At 37.3% G+C, this 17,579-nt stretch carries 18 protein-coding genes and 3 other annotated features; of the genes, 3 read left to right on the forward strand and 15 right to left on the reverse strand.

What is annotated here, in order from left to right:
• Window positions 1–5: 5 nt before the first annotated feature.
• Window positions 6–269, reverse strand: a complete 264-nt coding sequence (gene zapA / locus MHH73_RS16430) for a cell division protein ZapA (protein WP_225230364.1) — start codon at window positions 267–269, stop codon at window positions 6–8.
• Window positions 270–379: 110 nt separating this feature from the next.
• Between zapA and rnhC the strand changes: the two genes are divergently transcribed.
• Window positions 380–1,327 carry a ribonuclease HIII gene (rnhC, locus tag MHH73_RS16435; protein WP_341068160.1) on the forward strand — a complete coding sequence of 316 codons (948 nt, stop codon included), beginning with the start codon at window positions 380–382 and terminating at the stop codon, window positions 1,325–1,327.
• Between the two features lie 462 nt (window positions 1,328–1,789).
• Here rnhC and pheT read toward each other — a convergent pair whose 3' ends face one another.
• The 3 genes from pheT to MHH73_RS16450 all read right to left on the reverse strand — a co-directional run bounded on the left by pheT (window position 1,790) and on the right by MHH73_RS16450 (window position 6,394).
• On the reverse strand, window positions 1,790–4,204 hold the full coding sequence (pheT, locus tag MHH73_RS16440; protein ID WP_341068162.1) for a phenylalanine--tRNA ligase subunit beta: 2,415 nt from the start codon (window positions 4,202–4,204) through the stop codon (window positions 1,790–1,792).
• A 17-nt stretch (window positions 4,205–4,221) separates the two neighbouring features.
• Window positions 4,222–5,259, reverse strand: coding sequence for a phenylalanine--tRNA ligase subunit alpha (pheS, locus tag MHH73_RS16445; protein ID WP_191810081.1), 1,038 nt, complete (start codon window positions 5,257–5,259; stop codon window positions 4,222–4,224).
• Between the two features lie 54 nt (window positions 5,260–5,313).
• Window positions 5,314–5,562, reverse strand: a binding site (T-box leader).
• A gap of 73 nt (window positions 5,563–5,635) precedes the next feature.
• Complete coding sequence (locus tag MHH73_RS16450; RefSeq protein WP_341068164.1) at window positions 5,636–6,394, reverse strand: TrmH family RNA methyltransferase; 759 nt, start codon at window positions 6,392–6,394, stop codon at window positions 5,636–5,638.
• A gap of 127 nt (window positions 6,395–6,521) precedes the next feature.
• Here MHH73_RS16450 and sspI point away from each other — a divergent pair, with 127 nt between their 5' ends.
• On the forward strand, window positions 6,522–6,728 hold the full coding sequence (gene sspI, locus MHH73_RS16455) for a small acid-soluble spore protein SspI (protein ID WP_095372333.1): 207 nt from the start codon (window positions 6,522–6,524) through the stop codon (window positions 6,726–6,728).
• Between the two features lie 33 nt (window positions 6,729–6,761).
• On the opposite strand, the gene MHH73_RS16460 is transcribed toward sspI, so the two are convergent.
• Both MHH73_RS16460 and dut read right to left on the reverse strand, forming a co-directional pair.
• Complete coding sequence (locus MHH73_RS16460) at window positions 6,762–7,847, reverse strand: M42 family metallopeptidase (RefSeq protein WP_341068166.1); 1,086 nt, start codon at window positions 7,845–7,847, stop codon at window positions 6,762–6,764.
• Window positions 7,848–7,981: 134 nt separating this feature from the next.
• Window positions 7,982–8,416, reverse strand: coding sequence for a dUTP diphosphatase (gene dut / locus MHH73_RS16465; protein ID WP_341068168.1), 435 nt, complete (start codon window positions 8,414–8,416; stop codon window positions 7,982–7,984).
• A gap of 215 nt (window positions 8,417–8,631) precedes the next feature.
• On the opposite strand from dut, the gene MHH73_RS16470 reads away from it, so the two are divergent.
• On the forward strand, window positions 8,632–9,024 hold the full coding sequence (locus MHH73_RS16470) for a sigma-w pathway protein ysdB (protein ID WP_191810073.1): 393 nt from the start codon (window positions 8,632–8,634) through the stop codon (window positions 9,022–9,024).
• A 178-nt stretch (window positions 9,025–9,202) separates the two neighbouring features.
• Here the strand turns inward: MHH73_RS16470 and MHH73_RS16475 are convergent, their stop codons facing one another.
• The 9 genes from MHH73_RS16475 to MHH73_RS16515 all read right to left on the reverse strand — a co-directional run bounded on the left by MHH73_RS16475 (window position 9,203) and on the right by MHH73_RS16515 (window position 17,515).
• The gene (locus MHH73_RS16475) at window positions 9,203–9,790 is read right to left on the reverse strand and encodes a TVP38/TMEM64 family protein (RefSeq protein WP_191810071.1); all 588 of its coding nucleotides are present in this window, start codon (window positions 9,788–9,790) and stop codon (window positions 9,203–9,205) included.
• Window positions 9,791–9,873: 83 nt separating this feature from the next.
• A complete protein-coding gene (locus tag MHH73_RS16480; RefSeq protein ID WP_445662528.1) occupies window positions 9,874–10,137 on the reverse strand; it encodes a DUF1294 domain-containing protein in 264 nt (87 codons plus the stop codon).
• Window positions 10,138–10,376: 239 nt separating this feature from the next.
• Entirely contained in the window at window positions 10,377–10,736 is a 360-nt protein-coding gene (gene rplT, locus MHH73_RS16485) for a 50S ribosomal protein L20 (RefSeq protein WP_095372327.1), read from the reverse strand.
• A 25-nt stretch (window positions 10,737–10,761) separates the two neighbouring features.
• On the reverse strand, window positions 10,762–10,962 hold the full coding sequence (rpmI, locus tag MHH73_RS16490) for a 50S ribosomal protein L35 (protein WP_095372326.1): 201 nt from the start codon (window positions 10,960–10,962) through the stop codon (window positions 10,762–10,764).
• A gap of 15 nt (window positions 10,963–10,977) precedes the next feature.
• Window positions 10,978–11,481 carry a translation initiation factor IF-3 gene (infC, locus tag MHH73_RS16495; protein ID WP_191810067.1) on the reverse strand — a complete coding sequence of 168 codons (504 nt, stop codon included), beginning with the start codon at window positions 11,479–11,481 and terminating at the stop codon, window positions 10,978–10,980.
• Between the two features lie 103 nt (window positions 11,482–11,584).
• Window positions 11,585–11,705, reverse strand: a sequence feature (ribosomal protein L20 leader region).
• Window positions 11,706–11,937: 232 nt separating this feature from the next.
• The gene (thrS, locus tag MHH73_RS16500) at window positions 11,938–13,872 is read right to left on the reverse strand and encodes a threonine--tRNA ligase (RefSeq protein ID WP_191810065.1); all 1,935 of its coding nucleotides are present in this window, start codon (window positions 13,870–13,872) and stop codon (window positions 11,938–11,940) included.
• Between the two features lie 46 nt (window positions 13,873–13,918).
• Window positions 13,919–14,151, reverse strand: a binding site (T-box leader).
• A gap of 47 nt (window positions 14,152–14,198) precedes the next feature.
• Window positions 14,199–15,071 (reverse strand): sporulation protein YtxC, encoded by an 873-nt coding sequence (gene ytxC, locus MHH73_RS16505; RefSeq protein ID WP_191810063.1) that lies wholly within the window; start codon window positions 15,069–15,071, stop codon window positions 14,199–14,201.
• 92 nt (window positions 15,072–15,163) lie between these two features.
• Window positions 15,164–16,096, reverse strand: coding sequence for a primosomal protein DnaI (gene dnaI / locus MHH73_RS16510; RefSeq protein ID WP_341068174.1), 933 nt, complete (start codon window positions 16,094–16,096; stop codon window positions 15,164–15,166).
• Window positions 16,097–17,515 carry a replication initiation and membrane attachment family protein gene (locus MHH73_RS16515; RefSeq protein WP_191810059.1) on the reverse strand — a complete coding sequence of 473 codons (1,419 nt, stop codon included), beginning with the start codon at window positions 17,513–17,515 and terminating at the stop codon, window positions 16,097–16,099.
• Between the last annotated feature and the right edge of the window lie 64 nt (window positions 17,516–17,579).

The following is a 17,579-nucleotide window of genomic DNA, read 5'->3' on the forward strand; positions in this document are numbered from 1 at the left end:
TCGTGTCAGTCCTTTACTCTATTTAATTCTTCTTTAAGACGTTCTACTTCGTCTTTAAGTTTCAAATAATCGTTCATTGTGTTCACAGCTGTTAAAACAGCAAGTTTACTAATATCGAGCGAAGGATTCTTTGCACTAATATCTCTCATTGTTTCATCCACCATGGATGCAACTAAACGGATGTGGCTGGAGCTCTCCGTGCCGACAATTGTATACGGGATACCATATATATCAACCCTTGTCCGGTTTTTATCAGTATTTGACAACATGTAAGCCCCCATTCTGAAGAATCCTAAACATTATCATAACACGAACCATTTTTTGAGGGAAGTCAAAGCTTGTCAAAAAGACAGAGGAATTGTCAAAATAGGAGGAATCAATGATGAGCCAAATTGTATTAAAAAAATCAACAGCAGAACTGCAACAAATGAAAACACATTACCAAGCTCTACTATCACCGAAACAGCCTCCCGGTAGTATTTTTACTGCTAAAACAAACAACTGTACAATAACTGCCTACAAATCAGGTAAAGTATTGTTTCAGGGAGCTGGCTGTCAATCGGAAGCAGATAAATGGGGTGGCTCTAGTAGTGCAGTCGCACCGAAAAAGAAAGCAAGCGCGCCGAAAGGATCTAAATTACCGGATCGTTTTGCATCCTTATCCGTTGTTGGCTCAGATGAAGTTGGGACAGGAGATTATTTTGGACCAATGACAGTGGTAGCGGCTTATGTAAGTGCAACGAATATCCCGCTATTAAAAGAGCTGGGCGTGCAAGATTCTAAGAATTTAAACGATCAAAGAATTATCCATATCGCTAAGCAAATTAAAGAAGTCATTCCCTTTAGTTTACTTACACTTCATAATGAAAAATATAACAACATGCAACAAAAAGGAATGTCTCAAGGCAAGCTAAAAGCCCTCCTTCATAACCAAGCTATTAATAGTGTGCTTGGAAAAATGTCACCGGAGAAACCAGACGCTGTCTTGATCGATCAATTTGCTCAAGAAGGAGTCTATTATAATTATTTAAAATCTCAAGCCAATATCCAAAGAGAAAATGTATATTTCAGTACGAAAGGTGAATCTGTCCATCTCGCTGTCGCAGCTGCATCGATTCTTGCGCGCTATGCGTTTCTCCTTCGTTTCGAGGAATTAAGTAAAAAAGCTGGCTTCCCACTAACAAAAGGTGCCGGCCCTAAGGTAGACGAATGCGGAGCGAAATTAATACATATACATGGTGAAGATTCTCTAAAGTACTTTGTGAAACTTCATTTTGCTAACACCGAAAAAGCAAAGGCTCTTTATAGAAAAAAGTATAAAGCTTAAGGCAATAGGGTGAGGTTGGGACATAAGTATGCTAGCTAATGATTTATCCGAATGATTAGGAGTTCTAGCATCTAATCATTCGGTTTTTTGTTGATTTGAACCCTTATATGAAAAGAATAGTGAAATGGAGTAGAAGACACTCGACTCCTGCGGGAAATAGAGGGAAAGCTGAGACCCCACAGGCAATGCCTTAGGAGACTCAGCCCCTCCCCGCGAAAGCAAGTGACTGTAGCGCTATGGAACGGACTTTTTTTCAAATGATATTTTAAGATCAATTTGTTATTGTTCTTTTTTGAGGTTAGCTCATTTAGTTATGTCTCAGCCTTTTTTGAGACCTGTGATTCTTCCTTTTGCCCCCACTCTCTCACGCTTATTTCTATAGCGAAGTTCCCCTTTTACCTAAACTGTGCAAAAAAAGTGATACTACCGCAAAATAACGGTGAGTATCACTTTTATGATTATTTATCCGCGAAGGACAGCACCAGCTTTTTCTTCTAATGCTTTTAATACTTTGTCATGTGTTTTTACTACTTCTTCATCTGTTAATGTCCGTTCTGGATCAAAATATTTAAGTGAGTAGGCAATGGATTTTTTACCTTCTTCCATTCGATCGCCTTCATATAAATCAAATACATGAACGTCTTTTAATAATTTACCGCCTGCTTCACGAATGACAGTGCTTAATGCTTGAGCCGTTGTTGTTTGATCGACCACTAAAGCAATATCTCTCGTAATAGATGGGTAACGAGGAATAGCTTCATAGCGTAATGGATTCATTTCAGCATGTAGTAATTTCTCTAATGATAGTTCAAAAACATACGTTTCTTTTAAGTCTAATTCTTTTTCAACATTTGGATGAACTTGACCAATAAACCCGATACTCGTTTCATTTAAGAATACTTCTGCTGAGCGACCTGGATGTAGACCGTCTTTCTCCAATTTGGCAAACGTGATTTGCTCTAACAAGCCAAGCTTACTAAATAATCCTTCTAGAATTCCTTTCAGAACAAAGAAATCAACTGGCTTTTTCTCCCCTTGCCATTGGTGTAGCTCCCATAAACCTGTTATGGCCGCAGCTAAATGTTCTTTTTCCTCAGGTAACTCATTCTTAGCTGTACTTAAGAAAACAGATCCTGTTTCATAAACAGCAGTAGCGTCAATTTGTCTCGCACTATTATACTTAAGGACTTCTAATAAATGCGGAATTAAGCTAAGACGTAACACACTACGCTCTTCACTCATCGGCATCGCAAGCTTGATTGGCTCTCTTACTTCTAAGCAATAGTTTTGCGCTTTTTCTGCACTCGTTAATGAGTAAGTGATGGCTTGATATAATCCAGCACCTTCCAAGTATTGACGAACAATACGTCGTTTCTTTTGATAAGGCGTTAGACTACCTGCTGAAGCCGTTCCACCTGGCAATGTTGAAGTAAGATTATCGTATCCGTATAGGCGACCCACTTCTTCTACAAGATCCTCTTCAATCGTAATATCACCACGTCTTGTTGGCACTGTTACTGTCATTTCATTCTCTTCAACCACTGTCGTGAATTGCAATCTTTCTAAAATGTTATTTGCTTCGCTCACTGATAACGTTGTTCCAAGGACACGATTGATTTTATCAATGGTAATGGAAATAACAGCAGGTTCTACTTTTAATGTGTCAACTTCTACTGATCCCTCTAATACTTCTCCGCCTGCATATTGCGTGAGTAATTGCGCTGCTCTTTCTGCAGCTGGACGGATACGCTGTGGATCAACACCTTTTTCATAGCGCGCACTCGCTTCACTTCTTAATCCGTGATCTTTCGAGGACTTTCTAATTGCACCGCCAGTGAAATAAGCTGATTCAAGTAGTACGGTCGTTGTTTCATTACCTACTTCTGAATTTGCTCCACCCATTACACCAGCTAAAGCAACTGGTACTTCCCCATTTGTGATAACTAGGTGATCAGTTGTTAATTCTCTCTCAGCATCATCAAGCGTAGTGATTTTTTCACCTTGGTTGGCACGGCGAACAAGAATTTCTTTCGAACCTAGGCGATCATAATCAAACGCGTGTAATGGCTGACCGTATTCAAGTAAAATATAGTTCGTAATATCAACAACATTATTATGTGGACGAATACCAGCTGCTGTTAAACGAGCTTGTAACCATAGTGGTGATGGAGCGATTTTTACATTTTTGATTACTTTAGCGACATATAATGGATTATCATCTGCTGCTTCAACCTTTACAGTGATGTAATCAGCCGCTCTTTCAGAAACAGTCTCTACCTTTGGTTGTGGTAACTTCACATCTTTTCCTAAAATAGCAGCGACTTCATAAGCCACACCAAGCATACTTTGGCAATCTGCACGGTTAGGTGTTAACCCTAATTCTAATACTTGATCATCTCTGTGTAATTGCTCTAATGCATTGGTTCCAAGCTCTGTATCTGCTGGAAACACATAAATTCCTTCACTATAATCTTTAGCGACTAGCTTACTTTCAAAACCTAGTTCTTGAAGAGAACAAATCATTCCATTCGAAGCTTCGCCACGTAATTTTGCTTTTTTAATTTTAAAATTCCCCGGTAATACTGCACCTACAGTTGCTACTGCCACCTTTTGTCCTTTATCAACATTAGGAGCCCCGCAAATGATTTGCACAAGTTCACCATCACCAAGGTCTACTTGACAAATATTTAATTTATCAGCACTTGGATGTTTTTCTTTTTCAGACACATAACCGACGACAACACCTTTAATTCCTTCATCAAGTGTCTCTACACCTTCAACTTCAATCCCGCTCTTTGTGATTTTCTCTGCTAATTCTTCTGGTGTAATCCCAGATAAGTCAACATATTCTTGTAACCATTTATATGAAACGTACATTTCGTTGTCCTCCCCCTTTATTCATGAATTGAGAATTGCTTTAAGAATCTACTATCATTTGTATAGAAATGACGAATATCATCGACACCATACTTTAACATTGCGATACGCTCAGCGCCCATTCCAAAGGCAAACCCTGTATATTTTTTAGAATCAAAACCTGCCATTTCAAGTACATTTGGATGTACCATTCCTGCACCTAGAATCTCAATCCAACCGGTTTTTTTACATACATTACAGCCTTCTCCAGAACAAATCATACAAGAGATATCCATTTCTACAGATGGCTCAGTAAATGGGAAGAAACTTGGACGAAGGCGAATTTCTCTCTCTTCGCCGAACATTTTTTTCGCAAATACTTCTAGCGTACCCTTTAAGTCTGTCATACGAATATTTTCATCTATAACAAGTCCTTCAATTTGCATAAATTGATGAGAGTGAGTCGCATCATCATTATCACGACGGAATACTTTTCCTGGACAAATAATTTTCACTGGACCTTTCCCCTCATGCTTTTCCATCGTTCTAGCTTGCACAGGAGAAGTATGTGTTCGTAATAAAATATCCTCTGTAATATAGAATGAATCTTGCATATCGCGGGCAGGGTGACCTTTTGGTAAGTTCAGCGCTTCAAAATTATAATAATCCTTCTCCACTTCAGGTCCTTCCGCTACGGTATAGCCCATTCCGATAAATAAGTCTTCAATTTCTTCTACAACCCTAGTTAAAGAATGATGATTACCAGTATGTACAGGGCGACCTGGTAATGTGACATCAATTGTTTCTGCAGCAAGCTTAGCTTGAATTTGCGCTTCTTCTAATTGCACTTGTTTTGCCGTTATTCCTTGCGTAATTTGATCACGTACTTCATTTGCTAATGCACCCATTTTTGGGCGTTCCTCCGCTGAAAGCTTCCCCATTCCTTTTAATACTTCTGTGATCGGGCCTTTCTTACCTAAATAAGCAACGCGGATATCATTTAATTCTTTTAAATCCATTGCCGCAGAAACCTTCTCTAACGCTTCTCCTTGCAATTCTTTTAAACGCTCTTGCATCTTTAAATTCCTCCTTTTAATACTTTTTTGGCAAAATAAAAAACCTTATCCCATGAAAGGGACGAGGTTTGGAATCGCGGTACCACCCTTTTTAATACAACAATAACAAACATGCTGTATTCGCTTCATTTCGATAACGGCAAAAAGCCGGCGCATCTTTACATCAAAAATTTTCGATGGTCCCGATGTCTGCTCCAGAGCTGAAATTTCGAGTAAGCCGCTCATAAAAATGCTTTCAGTCACAGGCATTTTCTCCCTATATGAACAAAACATACTTTACTTTGTCTCTATCATAGCTTTTACTTATTTCATTTTGCTATTTATTATATTACATTATGAGTTGACATTCAAATTGTTCTCACGTTTTTTTTACGCATTATACATTTCGCAAATAATATAGCAATATACCTGCTGCTACAGCTACATTTAAGGACTCACTCTTACCATATAAAGGAATATACAGATTGGCGGTTGTTTGTGTAAGTAAATCTTTGTTTACACCATTCCCTTCATTACCAACGAGCAAGGCAAAATCATCCAGTGGTGCAAAGCTTTGATACTCCTTACCTCCTTCTAATGCTGTACCGTATACAGGAATATTATTTTCCTTTAATGCCGTCATCCATTCATCCAACTTGCCATGGATAATTGGTAAATGAAAATGACTGCCTTGAGCAGATCGTAAAACTTTGGGATTATACGGATCCACTGTTCCGTGACCGATGATAACCGCATCCATGCCAGCTGCATCAGCTGTACGAATCATTGTTCCTAAGTTTCCGGGATCTTGCACTTCATCTAATAGTAATAATTTCTTCGCAACAAGCGAATCGAAAGATCTTTCTTCTTCTTGATAACAGACGGCCACAATTCCTTGTGGTGTTTGTGTATCAGTTAAGTCTCCAATTACATGTGCCGGTACAATATAAACGGAACAGTCTCCTATATTCCAACTTTGTGGTATATCCTTTTCCTCACTAATAATTAACTCTTTTACACGATTTTCTTTTAATGCTTCTTCAACAAGGTGAAACCCTTCAACGATAAACGTACCTGTTATATCTCTTTCTTTCCTCTTTAGAAGCTTTTTCCACTGCTTCACCTGCGGATTTTTTGCTGATTGTATGTACTTCATTTTTTCGCTCCTTCAACATCACACGTGCCATTAATATTTCATTATACCGAAAAACTCATACATAATAAATCTTAAATGAGAAACCCTATAATCGTAACGAATTCTAACGAAGGATGTGTTTACTTTTATGAATTTAAATTTACGTAATGCCATCTTACACAATGTTTCAGGTAATTCACAAGATGAATTAAAAGATACCATTGTTGATGCGATACAAACAGGCGAAGAAAAAATGCTCCCTGGCCTTGGCGTATTATTTGAAGTCATTTGGCAAAATTCATCTGAAACTGAAAAAAAAGAAATGCTAGAAACGTTAGAAAACGGATTACAATAAGAAAAAAACAGCCTATCATCAGGCTGTTTTTTCTTATTCATAAGTTAATTTTGCAACTGTATCACTATCTAGTCGTTTAATCACAGCTGTAATTAGTTTTACTGCGTTTTCAAAATCATCACGATGAAGAATACCTGCATGTGAATGAATATATCTTGTCGCAATTGTAATTGAAAGCGCTGGCACACCTTTATATGTTAAATGTATCGATCCTGCATCCGTGCCACCACCTGGTACAGAATCAAACTGATAAGGGATATTGAGTTCATCAGCTGTATCTGTTACAAAATCTCTTAAACCTTTATGTGACACCATAGAAGCATCATAGAGAATAATTTGAGGACCGTCACCTAATTTACTTAGCGCATCCTTTTCCGTTACGCCTGGTGTATCTCCTGGTATACCCACATCAACAGCAATGCCGATATCCGGCTCAATCATGTGTGCAGCTGTTTTGGCCCCACGTAAGCCAACCTCTTCTTGTACTGTACCTACAGCATATACTGTATTCGGATGGATTTCATTTTTCAATCCTTCAAGTACTTTAATGGCAATCGCCAACCCAATTCTGTTGTCCCACGCTTTCGCAAGTAACATTTTCTCATTATTCATCACAGTGAATTCGAAGTATGGAACAACCATATCACCTGGTTTTACGCCCCAATCTAATGCTTCTTCTCGGCTAGAAGCACCGATATCAATAAACATATCTTTAATCTCAATTGTCTTCTTACGCGCTTCTGCTGGCAAGATATGCGGCGGTTTCGAACCAATTACACCAGTCACATCACCTTTTGTAGTGACAATTGTCACACGTTGGGCCAACATCACTTGTGACCACCAACCTCCAACTGTTTGAAACCGTAAAAAGCCTTTCTTATCAATACTTGTCACCATGAAGCCTACTTCATCTAAATGACCGGCAACCATAATCTTGGGTCCATCTGCTTGACCGACCTTTTTAGCAATCAAACTACCAAGTCCATCAGTTGATAATTCATCTGCTAACGGTTCTATGTATTTTTTCACCACTTCACGTACTTCTCGTTCGTTACCTGGAACCCCTCTTGCATCAGTTAGTTCTTTTAGCATCGTTAATGTTTCATCAAGCTTAGGCATATTTCGACTCCCTTAATATATTTTAAGCCCATTATACATGGTCAGTCCCTCTTTTGTAAAAACTGAAACTACTTCTTACTGTACTTCATTTCTATAGAACTTATACATATATGTGTTAACAAGCGGTACCTAACTTATTTTCCGGAGGAACCAAACCCGCCGCTGTTTCTCTCTGATTCTGTTAACTCACTCACTTGTGCAAGTTCAACATGGAAAACTGGCGCTATCACCATTTGGGCAATTCTCATATGTTTTTCTACGTGAAAGTCTTCTTTTCCATGATTAATCAAGATGACCTTCACTTCTCCTCTATAGCCCTCATCAATCGTTCCTGGACTATTTAAAACCGTTACACTATGTTTTAAAGCTAAACCACTTCTTGGCCTTACTTGTGCTTCCGTCCCTTTTGGTAACTCCATCTGAATACCTGTGCTAATTAATGCCGACTGTCCTGATGGTATGATTACCTCTTCAATTGAAAACAAATCTAGCCCTGCGTCACCCTCATTTGCACGATAAGGCATTTTAGCATCATTGTGTATCAATTTAATGTTTAATATGTTTGTCATTGTTTATCCCTCATCTTATTTTAGAATATGTTCATCGTGTTGCATGAAATACTTACTAATGGGTATATAAACCGTAAATGTCCCTCAGGCTTTCTTTCAATTGAAAAGCCAATTATTTTTTCATAACAAAAAAATTATAACAAATTTAAACAAAGTTGAAACCTTTTTCAGTCTTATTCGTAAACACTTAAAAAATGTATAAAGGAGTATTCTTTATGTTATTGATCATTCGTCTATTACTGATCATTTTGATTATTTTGCTCATATATAGCGCCGTTAAGTATGTTACAAATCCGATGCGTAAATTAGAAAAAGCCCATAAGCAAAAAAAATACTTTTTTTATGACGACGCAAATAACGCTCAGAAAAATTTCTTTATTACTTATAAAGGGGTTATGTTTGAAGGGGAAAAATATTTAGGTACAACAGATAATTCCTTTGATGTGGTTTCAATTTTTATTTGGCCTCATCAGCCATCAGAATTACAAGGACTTGTTGGTGAGGACTTTATGTTTATCGAAGGCAAATTAAAAACCCATTATATAAATGCAAAAATCGACTGGAAGAGCCCCGTGAAAGAGCTGATGGATAAAAAGCGTAATCAATGAAAGAGCCCAAACTTCTAACCCCAACAAATTTTTTTGTTGGGGTTAGATTTTATTTCCCTAAATAGACAGGTAATAGATTTACTACAATTGGTATATGCCTCTTTTGCTACAATCAAAACATTCCCCTCTCTTTAGCCAATAAACAAAAAGGTCAGGATCCACGACCCTAACCTTTCATTTAAGAAACTTTTTTCACCTTCGTTGCTTTAAAAAATTCTTGCCATTTTATCACAGTCACTTTCTCTCTAATTAGATAAAGAAGAATGGATAAAGAGAGTAAGATCATCACAATCATTGTTGGTGTAAATCTACTGATAAATTCACCAAACACAGTATAAAAAATAGCTAATGGAATATTTGTTATCAAAGCACCTTTGCAGAAATCACGAAATTTCGGGTTTTTTTCTAGCAAGCAAAAGTTAAGTAAATGAAAATGGATAAATGGAATCAAACGGAGAATGGAAATTTGGCCAATGGTTAAATTACGATATTCTCCAAACCATTTCTTTTTTAAATGAGACAGTTTTTCATGAAAGGTCGGGAGCTGATAAATCAATACATAAAAAAATAAACAAGATAACATTAACCCAACTAGAGATAAGATACTACCAAATAAACTGCCAAATAAGACGCCACCGGCAATACAAACAAGTGGCACAGGGATAAAAAGGAACTGCCGCAAAATGTGAAACAAAATAAACGCAAATGGCGCGAGTATACCTGCTGTCTCAATAATCCCCTTAGCAAGAGCAAGATGTTCATTCACCTGATATACGCCCACCTTCCATGAACTACAAGATTCTTGGATGTTAGTACATCATATGGCAAGAGCAATAAAATTATGCTCACTCACTCCATTATGAAGTAAACAAGGAATATCAACTGTACTATAGATAAAAAAGGGAGACCGTATTTAAAGGAAAAATGCTTCGTCTTATGTCTATAACGCCTCATTCCCCAAGTCATCCCTATAGCTCCAAAGAAAAGAGCAACCAGCCATAGATTCTGCTCACTAATGCGGTATTCCCCCCTTTGCGCTTTTCTTTTATCTATTTTCATCATGATTGCTGCAATACAATTCATCATCAAAAACACGATTACCATTACTAACATTACTTTTTACGCTCCTATTCTCATTTCGTTATCGCTATTATAGCTAATAAGGTAGGTAGATGGCATCTTATAAGTAGGATGCGGTATATTGTTCTGACCATTCGCTAAGGTCATCACTATGCCAATATGCTCACTTCTTTACTTTTCACCCTCTAAAAAAGGAGGATTGATTGTAGAACGGTTTATTGCCCTTCCATAACAAAAAAAGCCACCCCCGAAAGAGCGACTTTTAAACTTTCTTATTTAGAAAGGTTTTGTTTTGCAACATTTGCTAATTCTGCGAATGCATTTGCATCAGAAACAGCTAATTCTGCAAGCATTTTGCGGTTTACTTCGATACCAGCTAGTTTTAAACCGTGCATTAAACGGCTATAAGAAAGACCGTTCATACGAGCAGCTGCGTTAATACGAGTAACCCATAACTTACGGAAGTCGCGTTTTTTCTGACGACGATCACGATAAGCATAGTTGTAAGATTTCATTACTTGTTGGTTAGCAACTTTATATAATGTATGTTTAGAACCGTAATAACCTTTAGCTAATTTTAATACCTTTTTACGACGTTTGCGAGTAACTGTACCGCCTTTTACACGTGGCATAATATTTCCCTCCTAGTTTGCGAGTTTACTTAAGACCTACTAACATATTGCGGATACGCTTGAAATCACCAGTAGACACAAGAGTACCTTTACGAAGCTTACGTTTTTGTTTTTGAGATTTATTCGCGAACATATGGCTTCTGTAAGCGTGAGAACGTTTTAATTTTCCAGATCCTGTTCTTTTAAAACGCTTAGCAGAACCACGGTGTGTTTTCATTTTTGGCATGTGGAATTCCTCCTCTTACTTTTCGTTTTTAGGTGCAAGTATCATAAACATGCTTCGGCCATCCATTTTCGGATGAGATTCAACTGTTGCGACTTCAGAGCAAGCCTCTGCAAATCGAACAAGAACACGCTGTCCAATTTCCTTATGCGTAATCGCACGACCTTTAAAACGAATAGAAGCTTTTACTTTATCGCCTTTTTCAAGGAATTTGATTGCGTTACGAAGCTTTGTATTAAAGTCATGTTCCTCAATTGTTGGACTAAGACGAACTTCTTTAACACTGATAATTTTTTGATTTTTACGTGCTTCTTTCTCTTTTTTCTGTTGCTCGAACTTAAACTTACCATAGTCCATGATACGGCCTACAGGAGGCTTTGCATTCGGTGCTACAAGAACAAGATCAAGATTTACACGTGCAGCTATTTCTAGCGCTTCATTTTTAGATTTGATTCCTAGTTGCTCGCCATTTTGGTCAATAAGACGAACTTCACGGGCGCGGATACCCTCGTTTAACAACATATCTTTGCTAATAGTTAGACACCTCCATGGTTTTATATGAACACAATGTTTGGGTCACTTTTCTTAAAGAAGCTTCCAGCTGCACCGAATGATTACGATTAAGGCAAATAAAAAAGTGCGGGTGAAGACACCCACACATTACGTACAATGTTAAAATTCACGTAAACCTGCTAACTGCCTAAAAGCGTCAATCAGGTGAGAAGCGGGTGCTTCTTCTTTACTCAAACTGTATTCAAATTACCTTAGAAACTATATCACAAAGCATAATGTTTGTCAAATGGAATTGTTTTTTCACAACATAGAAAATGATATCAAAAGTTGCGGTGTTTGGCAACAATTTTTGAATTTTTTTTGTACCCACCTTTATCCAGCTCAACAACATGCATGAAATGATGTGAAGTTAAGACACGGAAAAAGGCCCTTGGTACAATCAAACACTTTGTCTGTAATAATTTTTTATCCTCTTTGAACTTCCTTCTCAATCAATTGTTTAAATTCATTGAAGGAAATCGTTTCTGATTTTTGTTCCCCATATTTACGTACATTAACCGCCTGTTCACTTACTTCATTGTCGCCGACAACGAGCATATATGGGATTTTCTGCATTTGTGCTTCACGAATTTTATAACCCATTTTTTCATTACGATCATCGATTTCAACGCGAATTCCTGCAAGTTGTAAGTCTTCTTTTACTTTTTTCGCATAATCAAAATGGATATCATTAGAAACAGGAATAACCTGCACTTGAACAGGTGCTAGCCATGTTGGGAATGCACCTTTGTATTCTTCGATAAGGAAAGCAACAAAACGTTCCATCGTAGAAACAACACCACGGTGAATAACAACAGGGCGATGCGGCTTGCCATCTTCCCCAACATAAGATAAGTCAAAACGTTCAGGAAGCAAGAAGTCTAACTGAACAGTTGATAAAGTTTCTTCTTTACCTAGCGCTGTTTTTACTTGGACATCAAGCTTAGGACCGTAGAATGCCGCCTCTCCATCTGCTTCATAGTATGGCAAACCAATTTCATCCATTGCTTCTTTTAACATTGATTGTGCTTTTTCCCACATTTGATCATCATCAAAGTATTTTTCAGTATCCTCAGGATCGCGATAAGACAGACGGAAAGAATAGTCGTTAATGTCAAAGTCTTTGTATACTTCGAGAATTAAATTGACAACGCGAATAAATTCTTCTTTAATTTGATCTGGACGAACGAATAGGTGGGCATCATTTAATGTCATACCACGCACACGTTGCAATCCTGATAATGCTCCAGACATCTCATAACGATGCATTGTACCTAATTCAGCGATACGGATTGGTAATTCTCTATAGCTATGGATGCCTTGTTTATAAATCATCATATGGTGAGGACAGTTCATTGGACGAAGAACAAGCTCCTCATTATCCATTTTCATTACAGGGAACATATCTTCTTGATAGTGATCCCAGTGTCCTGAAGTCTTGTAAAGTTCTACATTTGCCATAATTGGTGTGTATACATGGTCATAGCCTAAACGCACTTCTTTATCAACGATATAACGTTCAATATTACGACGAATAGTCGCGCCTTTTGGTAACCATAGCGGTAAACCTTGTCCAACCTTTTGCGAGTTCGTAAAGAGGCTTAATTCCTTACCAATTTTACGGTGATCACGCTCTTTTGCTTCTTCAAGCAAACGCAAGTGCTCCTTTAAGTCATCTTTCGTAAAGAATGCAGTACCATATATACGTTGTAACATCTTATTGTCGCTATCTCCACGCCAATATGCGCCAGCAATACTTAGAAGCTTAAATTCTTTAATCTTCCCTGTAGAAGGAACATGGACACCTCGACAAAGGTCAAAGAATTCACCTTGTTCATAAAGAGTAACTGTTTCGCCTTCAGGAATGGCGCCAATCAATTCAATTTTATATTCATCGCCAATTTCTTCATAGATTTTTAAAGCTTCTTCTCTGCTTACTTCTTTACGAACAATCTCAATATTTTCATTGATGATTTTCTTCATTTCTTTCTCGATTTTCGGTAGATCATCAGGTGTTAATGACTCCTCCATGTCGATATCGTAGTAGAAACCACTCTCAATAACTGGACCTACACCTAATTTAACATTTTTATACAAACGCTTAATTGCTTGTGCCATTAAGTGGGCTGAACTGTGACGCATAATTTCAAGCGCCTCATCACTGCCTTGGGTAATGATTTCCACAGCCGCATCCTCTTCAATTGGACGACGAAGGTCGAATAATTCATTATTCACTTTACCTGCTATGGCTTTCTTTTTTAAGCCAGGGCTGATTGATGATGCAATTTCTTCCGTTGTTGTTCCTTTGGAGAACTCCTTTATTGCTCCATCTGGAAACGAAACTTTAATCATTTCTGACATCATAAATTCCTCCTTGTTTTTGAAAAAATAAAAAACTCGCCCCTAAAAAAGGGACGAGTATCATATACACGTGGTTCCACCCTACTTCTCACTTTAAATAAGTGACTCGTAGCAAGTTAACGGTCTTGTCGCCGCCAATACTTAATCGAAGCCATAGACATCTTTACGTATTGGAGTTCAAAGGTGGTAAGCATTCCATTCGTGTTAGGAAGATTGCAGCCTTGTCTTCCCTCTCTATAAACCGTAAAAGAATACCCATATCCTTATCATTACTGTTCATTGATAATTTCAATATGTAAGTATTATAGTTTTTAATTTACGGAAAATCAAGAGGGTTCACTTATATTTTTACACGCATGCTGTTTACGCAGATTAAATTCACTTATATGAAGGGTTTCCAATCTTTCTTCAAAGATATTTTTAATTGTACGAACTAAAGGTTGTTCTTCGTTTTCACTATATAAACATATTTCCTTAGGAGCGATTGAGAGTAATGGTGCGATTGTAACTGAATCTACATAGACAGGGTGATTAATTAATAACCTTCGATCCATCATTGCCGTTAGGTCCATTCGAGAAAGCTCTTCAAAATCCTGATTAAAAAAGCGGACTTCTTCTCCTAGATATAAGTGAATGGTAGGGTACTTATTTTCTCTATCCTTAATAAAGTCTCTTAACGTTTGAATAAACATTTGATATTCCTGTTCCATTTTATATTCATCAATGGACAGCTCGACATACTTAGTCATATCGTCTAAAAGCGGTTTAAGACGGAACTTTATAAAAGCATCATAGGAAAAAGAGATATCATCATGCACTAGGCGATCTATAGCCGCTCGTAATTGCTCATACATATCCACTCTCTGTAAAAAAGTAGATAAATCTTCTCTTTGCCCTTCTAATATGGAATGAATGATTTCAAGGATTTGTTGTTGTTCTTCCGAATCTTGATAATAAAACTTCTCAGCCATTATCTTTCTAAACCAACTATCGCATTTACTCTCCATTAAAAAAGCATAAAATGTTCGTTTCACTTCTTCAATAGACCGTCCACTACATTGCTCAGGATACATTCTTACTATATATTGACCTTCATTATGAAGAATTGTCGTTTCGCCTTCCGTATAGTTCTGAATCCGGATTGCGTGCTGAAACAGCTCCTCGGCTTCGTGCTTATTCCGGAAAATGATCTCTATCAACCAAATCCCCCCTTAATATTATCTGATTCATATATATGGGAGACTTGGCCAAAATAGAAGTCATGAAGAAAAACTATTGAAAATTATCTTTCCTAAACTCTGCGATTCGGTCCTTCAACAAGCACAGGATCGGTTAAATACTTGATTCTTTCCATCACTCTTCTCGCCTTCATCCGCTCCTCTTCCCCTCGTTGACTATAGGTAAGATGATGCTCAAGTCCTTTATAATCAAAATTCGATGTAAAAAAGGTCGGTAACTTTTCAAGCATACGATATTGTAGAATCGGTGACAAAATCTCATCCCTTGTCCAACTTGACATCGTTTCTGCACCAATATCATCAAACATAAGGACAGATGATGTTCGAATCGCTTCAAGTTTATCATTTAAAGTCGAATCACTAATCGAGCTTTTCAATTCCCTAAACAATTCTGGCACATAAACAATCATTGATGAAACTTGCTTCAGTGCAAGTTCATTAGCAATTGCACCTAATAAATAAGATTTACCGACACCAAATTGGCCATATAAATATAATGCCTTCTGACCATCACCCTTTTTAAAGTTCATACAATAACTAAGAGCTTTATTAACTGCCTCCATTCTTTTGCCATCATCGTTGTACACCGTATCAAAAGTGGCATTTAGTATATCTTTAGGTACATACAAACTCTGAATCAATTTCTCATTTTTTCTTTTTTCATCATAGATTTGCTTTCTTGGACATTTATCATATTTAATATCAATCAGTCCACGTTCAATGACGAGCTCTGGGTGGTAGCCTTGCATAAAATTGATACAACTACCTAAGCTCGGACAACGATTACATTCCTTACTTAGCTTGCTATATTCATACAATTTAATTAAGCTTCTCTCAACCATATCTGCTGATAGTTCATCCTTATGTGCCGTCAAAAAAGCACGGACATCTGGATCATTTAATGTTTCTGCTCGTTGCTTTTCATATCTCGTTTTAAAATCTTGATTACCAGCGAGTTTTTTAAGCGTATCATTGATTCTTTCCACTTATTGTCCACCCCCATTTCTTCTTTTCATCAGTTCTTGAAATTCTTTCATATTAAGATCTAAATGTTCATCTTTCTGCTCCTGCTTCTGTTGGACAGGCTTATTTTCACTCGTTTCTTCTTCAAACCAATCAGGTAAAAGCTCTGTTCTCGTCACAGCTTTTTTCGTATTAGATTTTGAAGAACGCTTTCCTACTTTTTTATTCTCTGCCCATTTTAAATATTGTTGATGTTCTTTTTTCGCCAAAGCCATGGCATTGGCTGTAGTTTGAATACTCTTTCTCGCCCAATGACTTGCAATCGTTTCCACATATGCCTTTGTCAGCTTTTTATCTGTTTTACGCATCACATAATCAATCAAGACATTCATCACGCCAGGAGGCAACTTCTGATGAAACATCACATCTTCAAGTATTTTTATTTCGGTTTTAGAAGGTTCTGCACCTCCAGATAAATCTTTCAAAAATTGAATAGGAGAAGTTGTATCAAAGTAATGAATAAGCTCCTCTTCTTTGCTTTTTGGCTTTTCAGTTATTGAAAGACTATGAACAGGCTGAGTTTGCGTGATTAATGATGGCAGTTCGTCACGATGGTTCATTTGATACCAATCCCTTGCCGATTTTCGCAATTCATCCATCTCAACTTCATCATCTTCATTCATCGCGCTTATAACAATATTCTTCATTTCCATGACATCAATATTATATAAAAACGCTAAATTACTAATGGCATCTTTTACTGTTTGCGTAAGTGCTTTTCGAGGGACAAGCGACTCACTAAGGCCCGCTTCTAATAACGAAAAATTAAATGTTTGCCATGGAATTTGAATCTTCACCGATTCCATTCTATCTACCCATTCACCCTTTGGAGAAATAGATAAATCATCATTATATTCTTTAGCGATCTGTTGCCCAGATGTATAAACCTCATGAAAGGCGGTTGTTACTTCCTTATAGTCAGAATGAAGGTTTGAATACTCCTCATCACTAAAAAAGCGCTTTAGTCTCGTATATTGCGTTTTCCCGATTTTTTTGTAAAGAAAGATATTGAGCATGCCATCTAGGAAAAATGTACTTGGAGAAAGGGGTGGTTGTAATTGATAAATAAATTCACGATTTTCTCCTTCTTTTACATACACTTTTAACAAACCGATTCCTTCAAGTTTTTTTCTTGCCTCATATATTTCTTTCAAGCTTAGGTCCATCATACTCATCAGTCCATGATGGTTACGCGAAGATGATGACCAAATACGGTTTTCCTCTACTTCCATCCATAAAGTCATATATAAACTATACGCAATGGTCCCAATAAGTGGCTGATAAAGAAATACTAAGATTTTCCGATCGTAGTCATGTAACAGCCCATTTAAAGCCACTGTATAATGATCACTTGGGATGACTTCAGTCCAATGCTGGGCCATGAAAAATACCTTCTTTCTTTCATATGTTGAAAAAAATGAGCAAAGAAGCTAAATTCACCTTTAG

Source organism: Cytobacillus sp. FSL K6-0265, from assembly GCF_038003465.1.
Lineage (GTDB): Bacteria > Bacillota > Bacilli > Bacillales > Cytobacillaceae > Cytobacillus > Cytobacillus stercorigallinarum.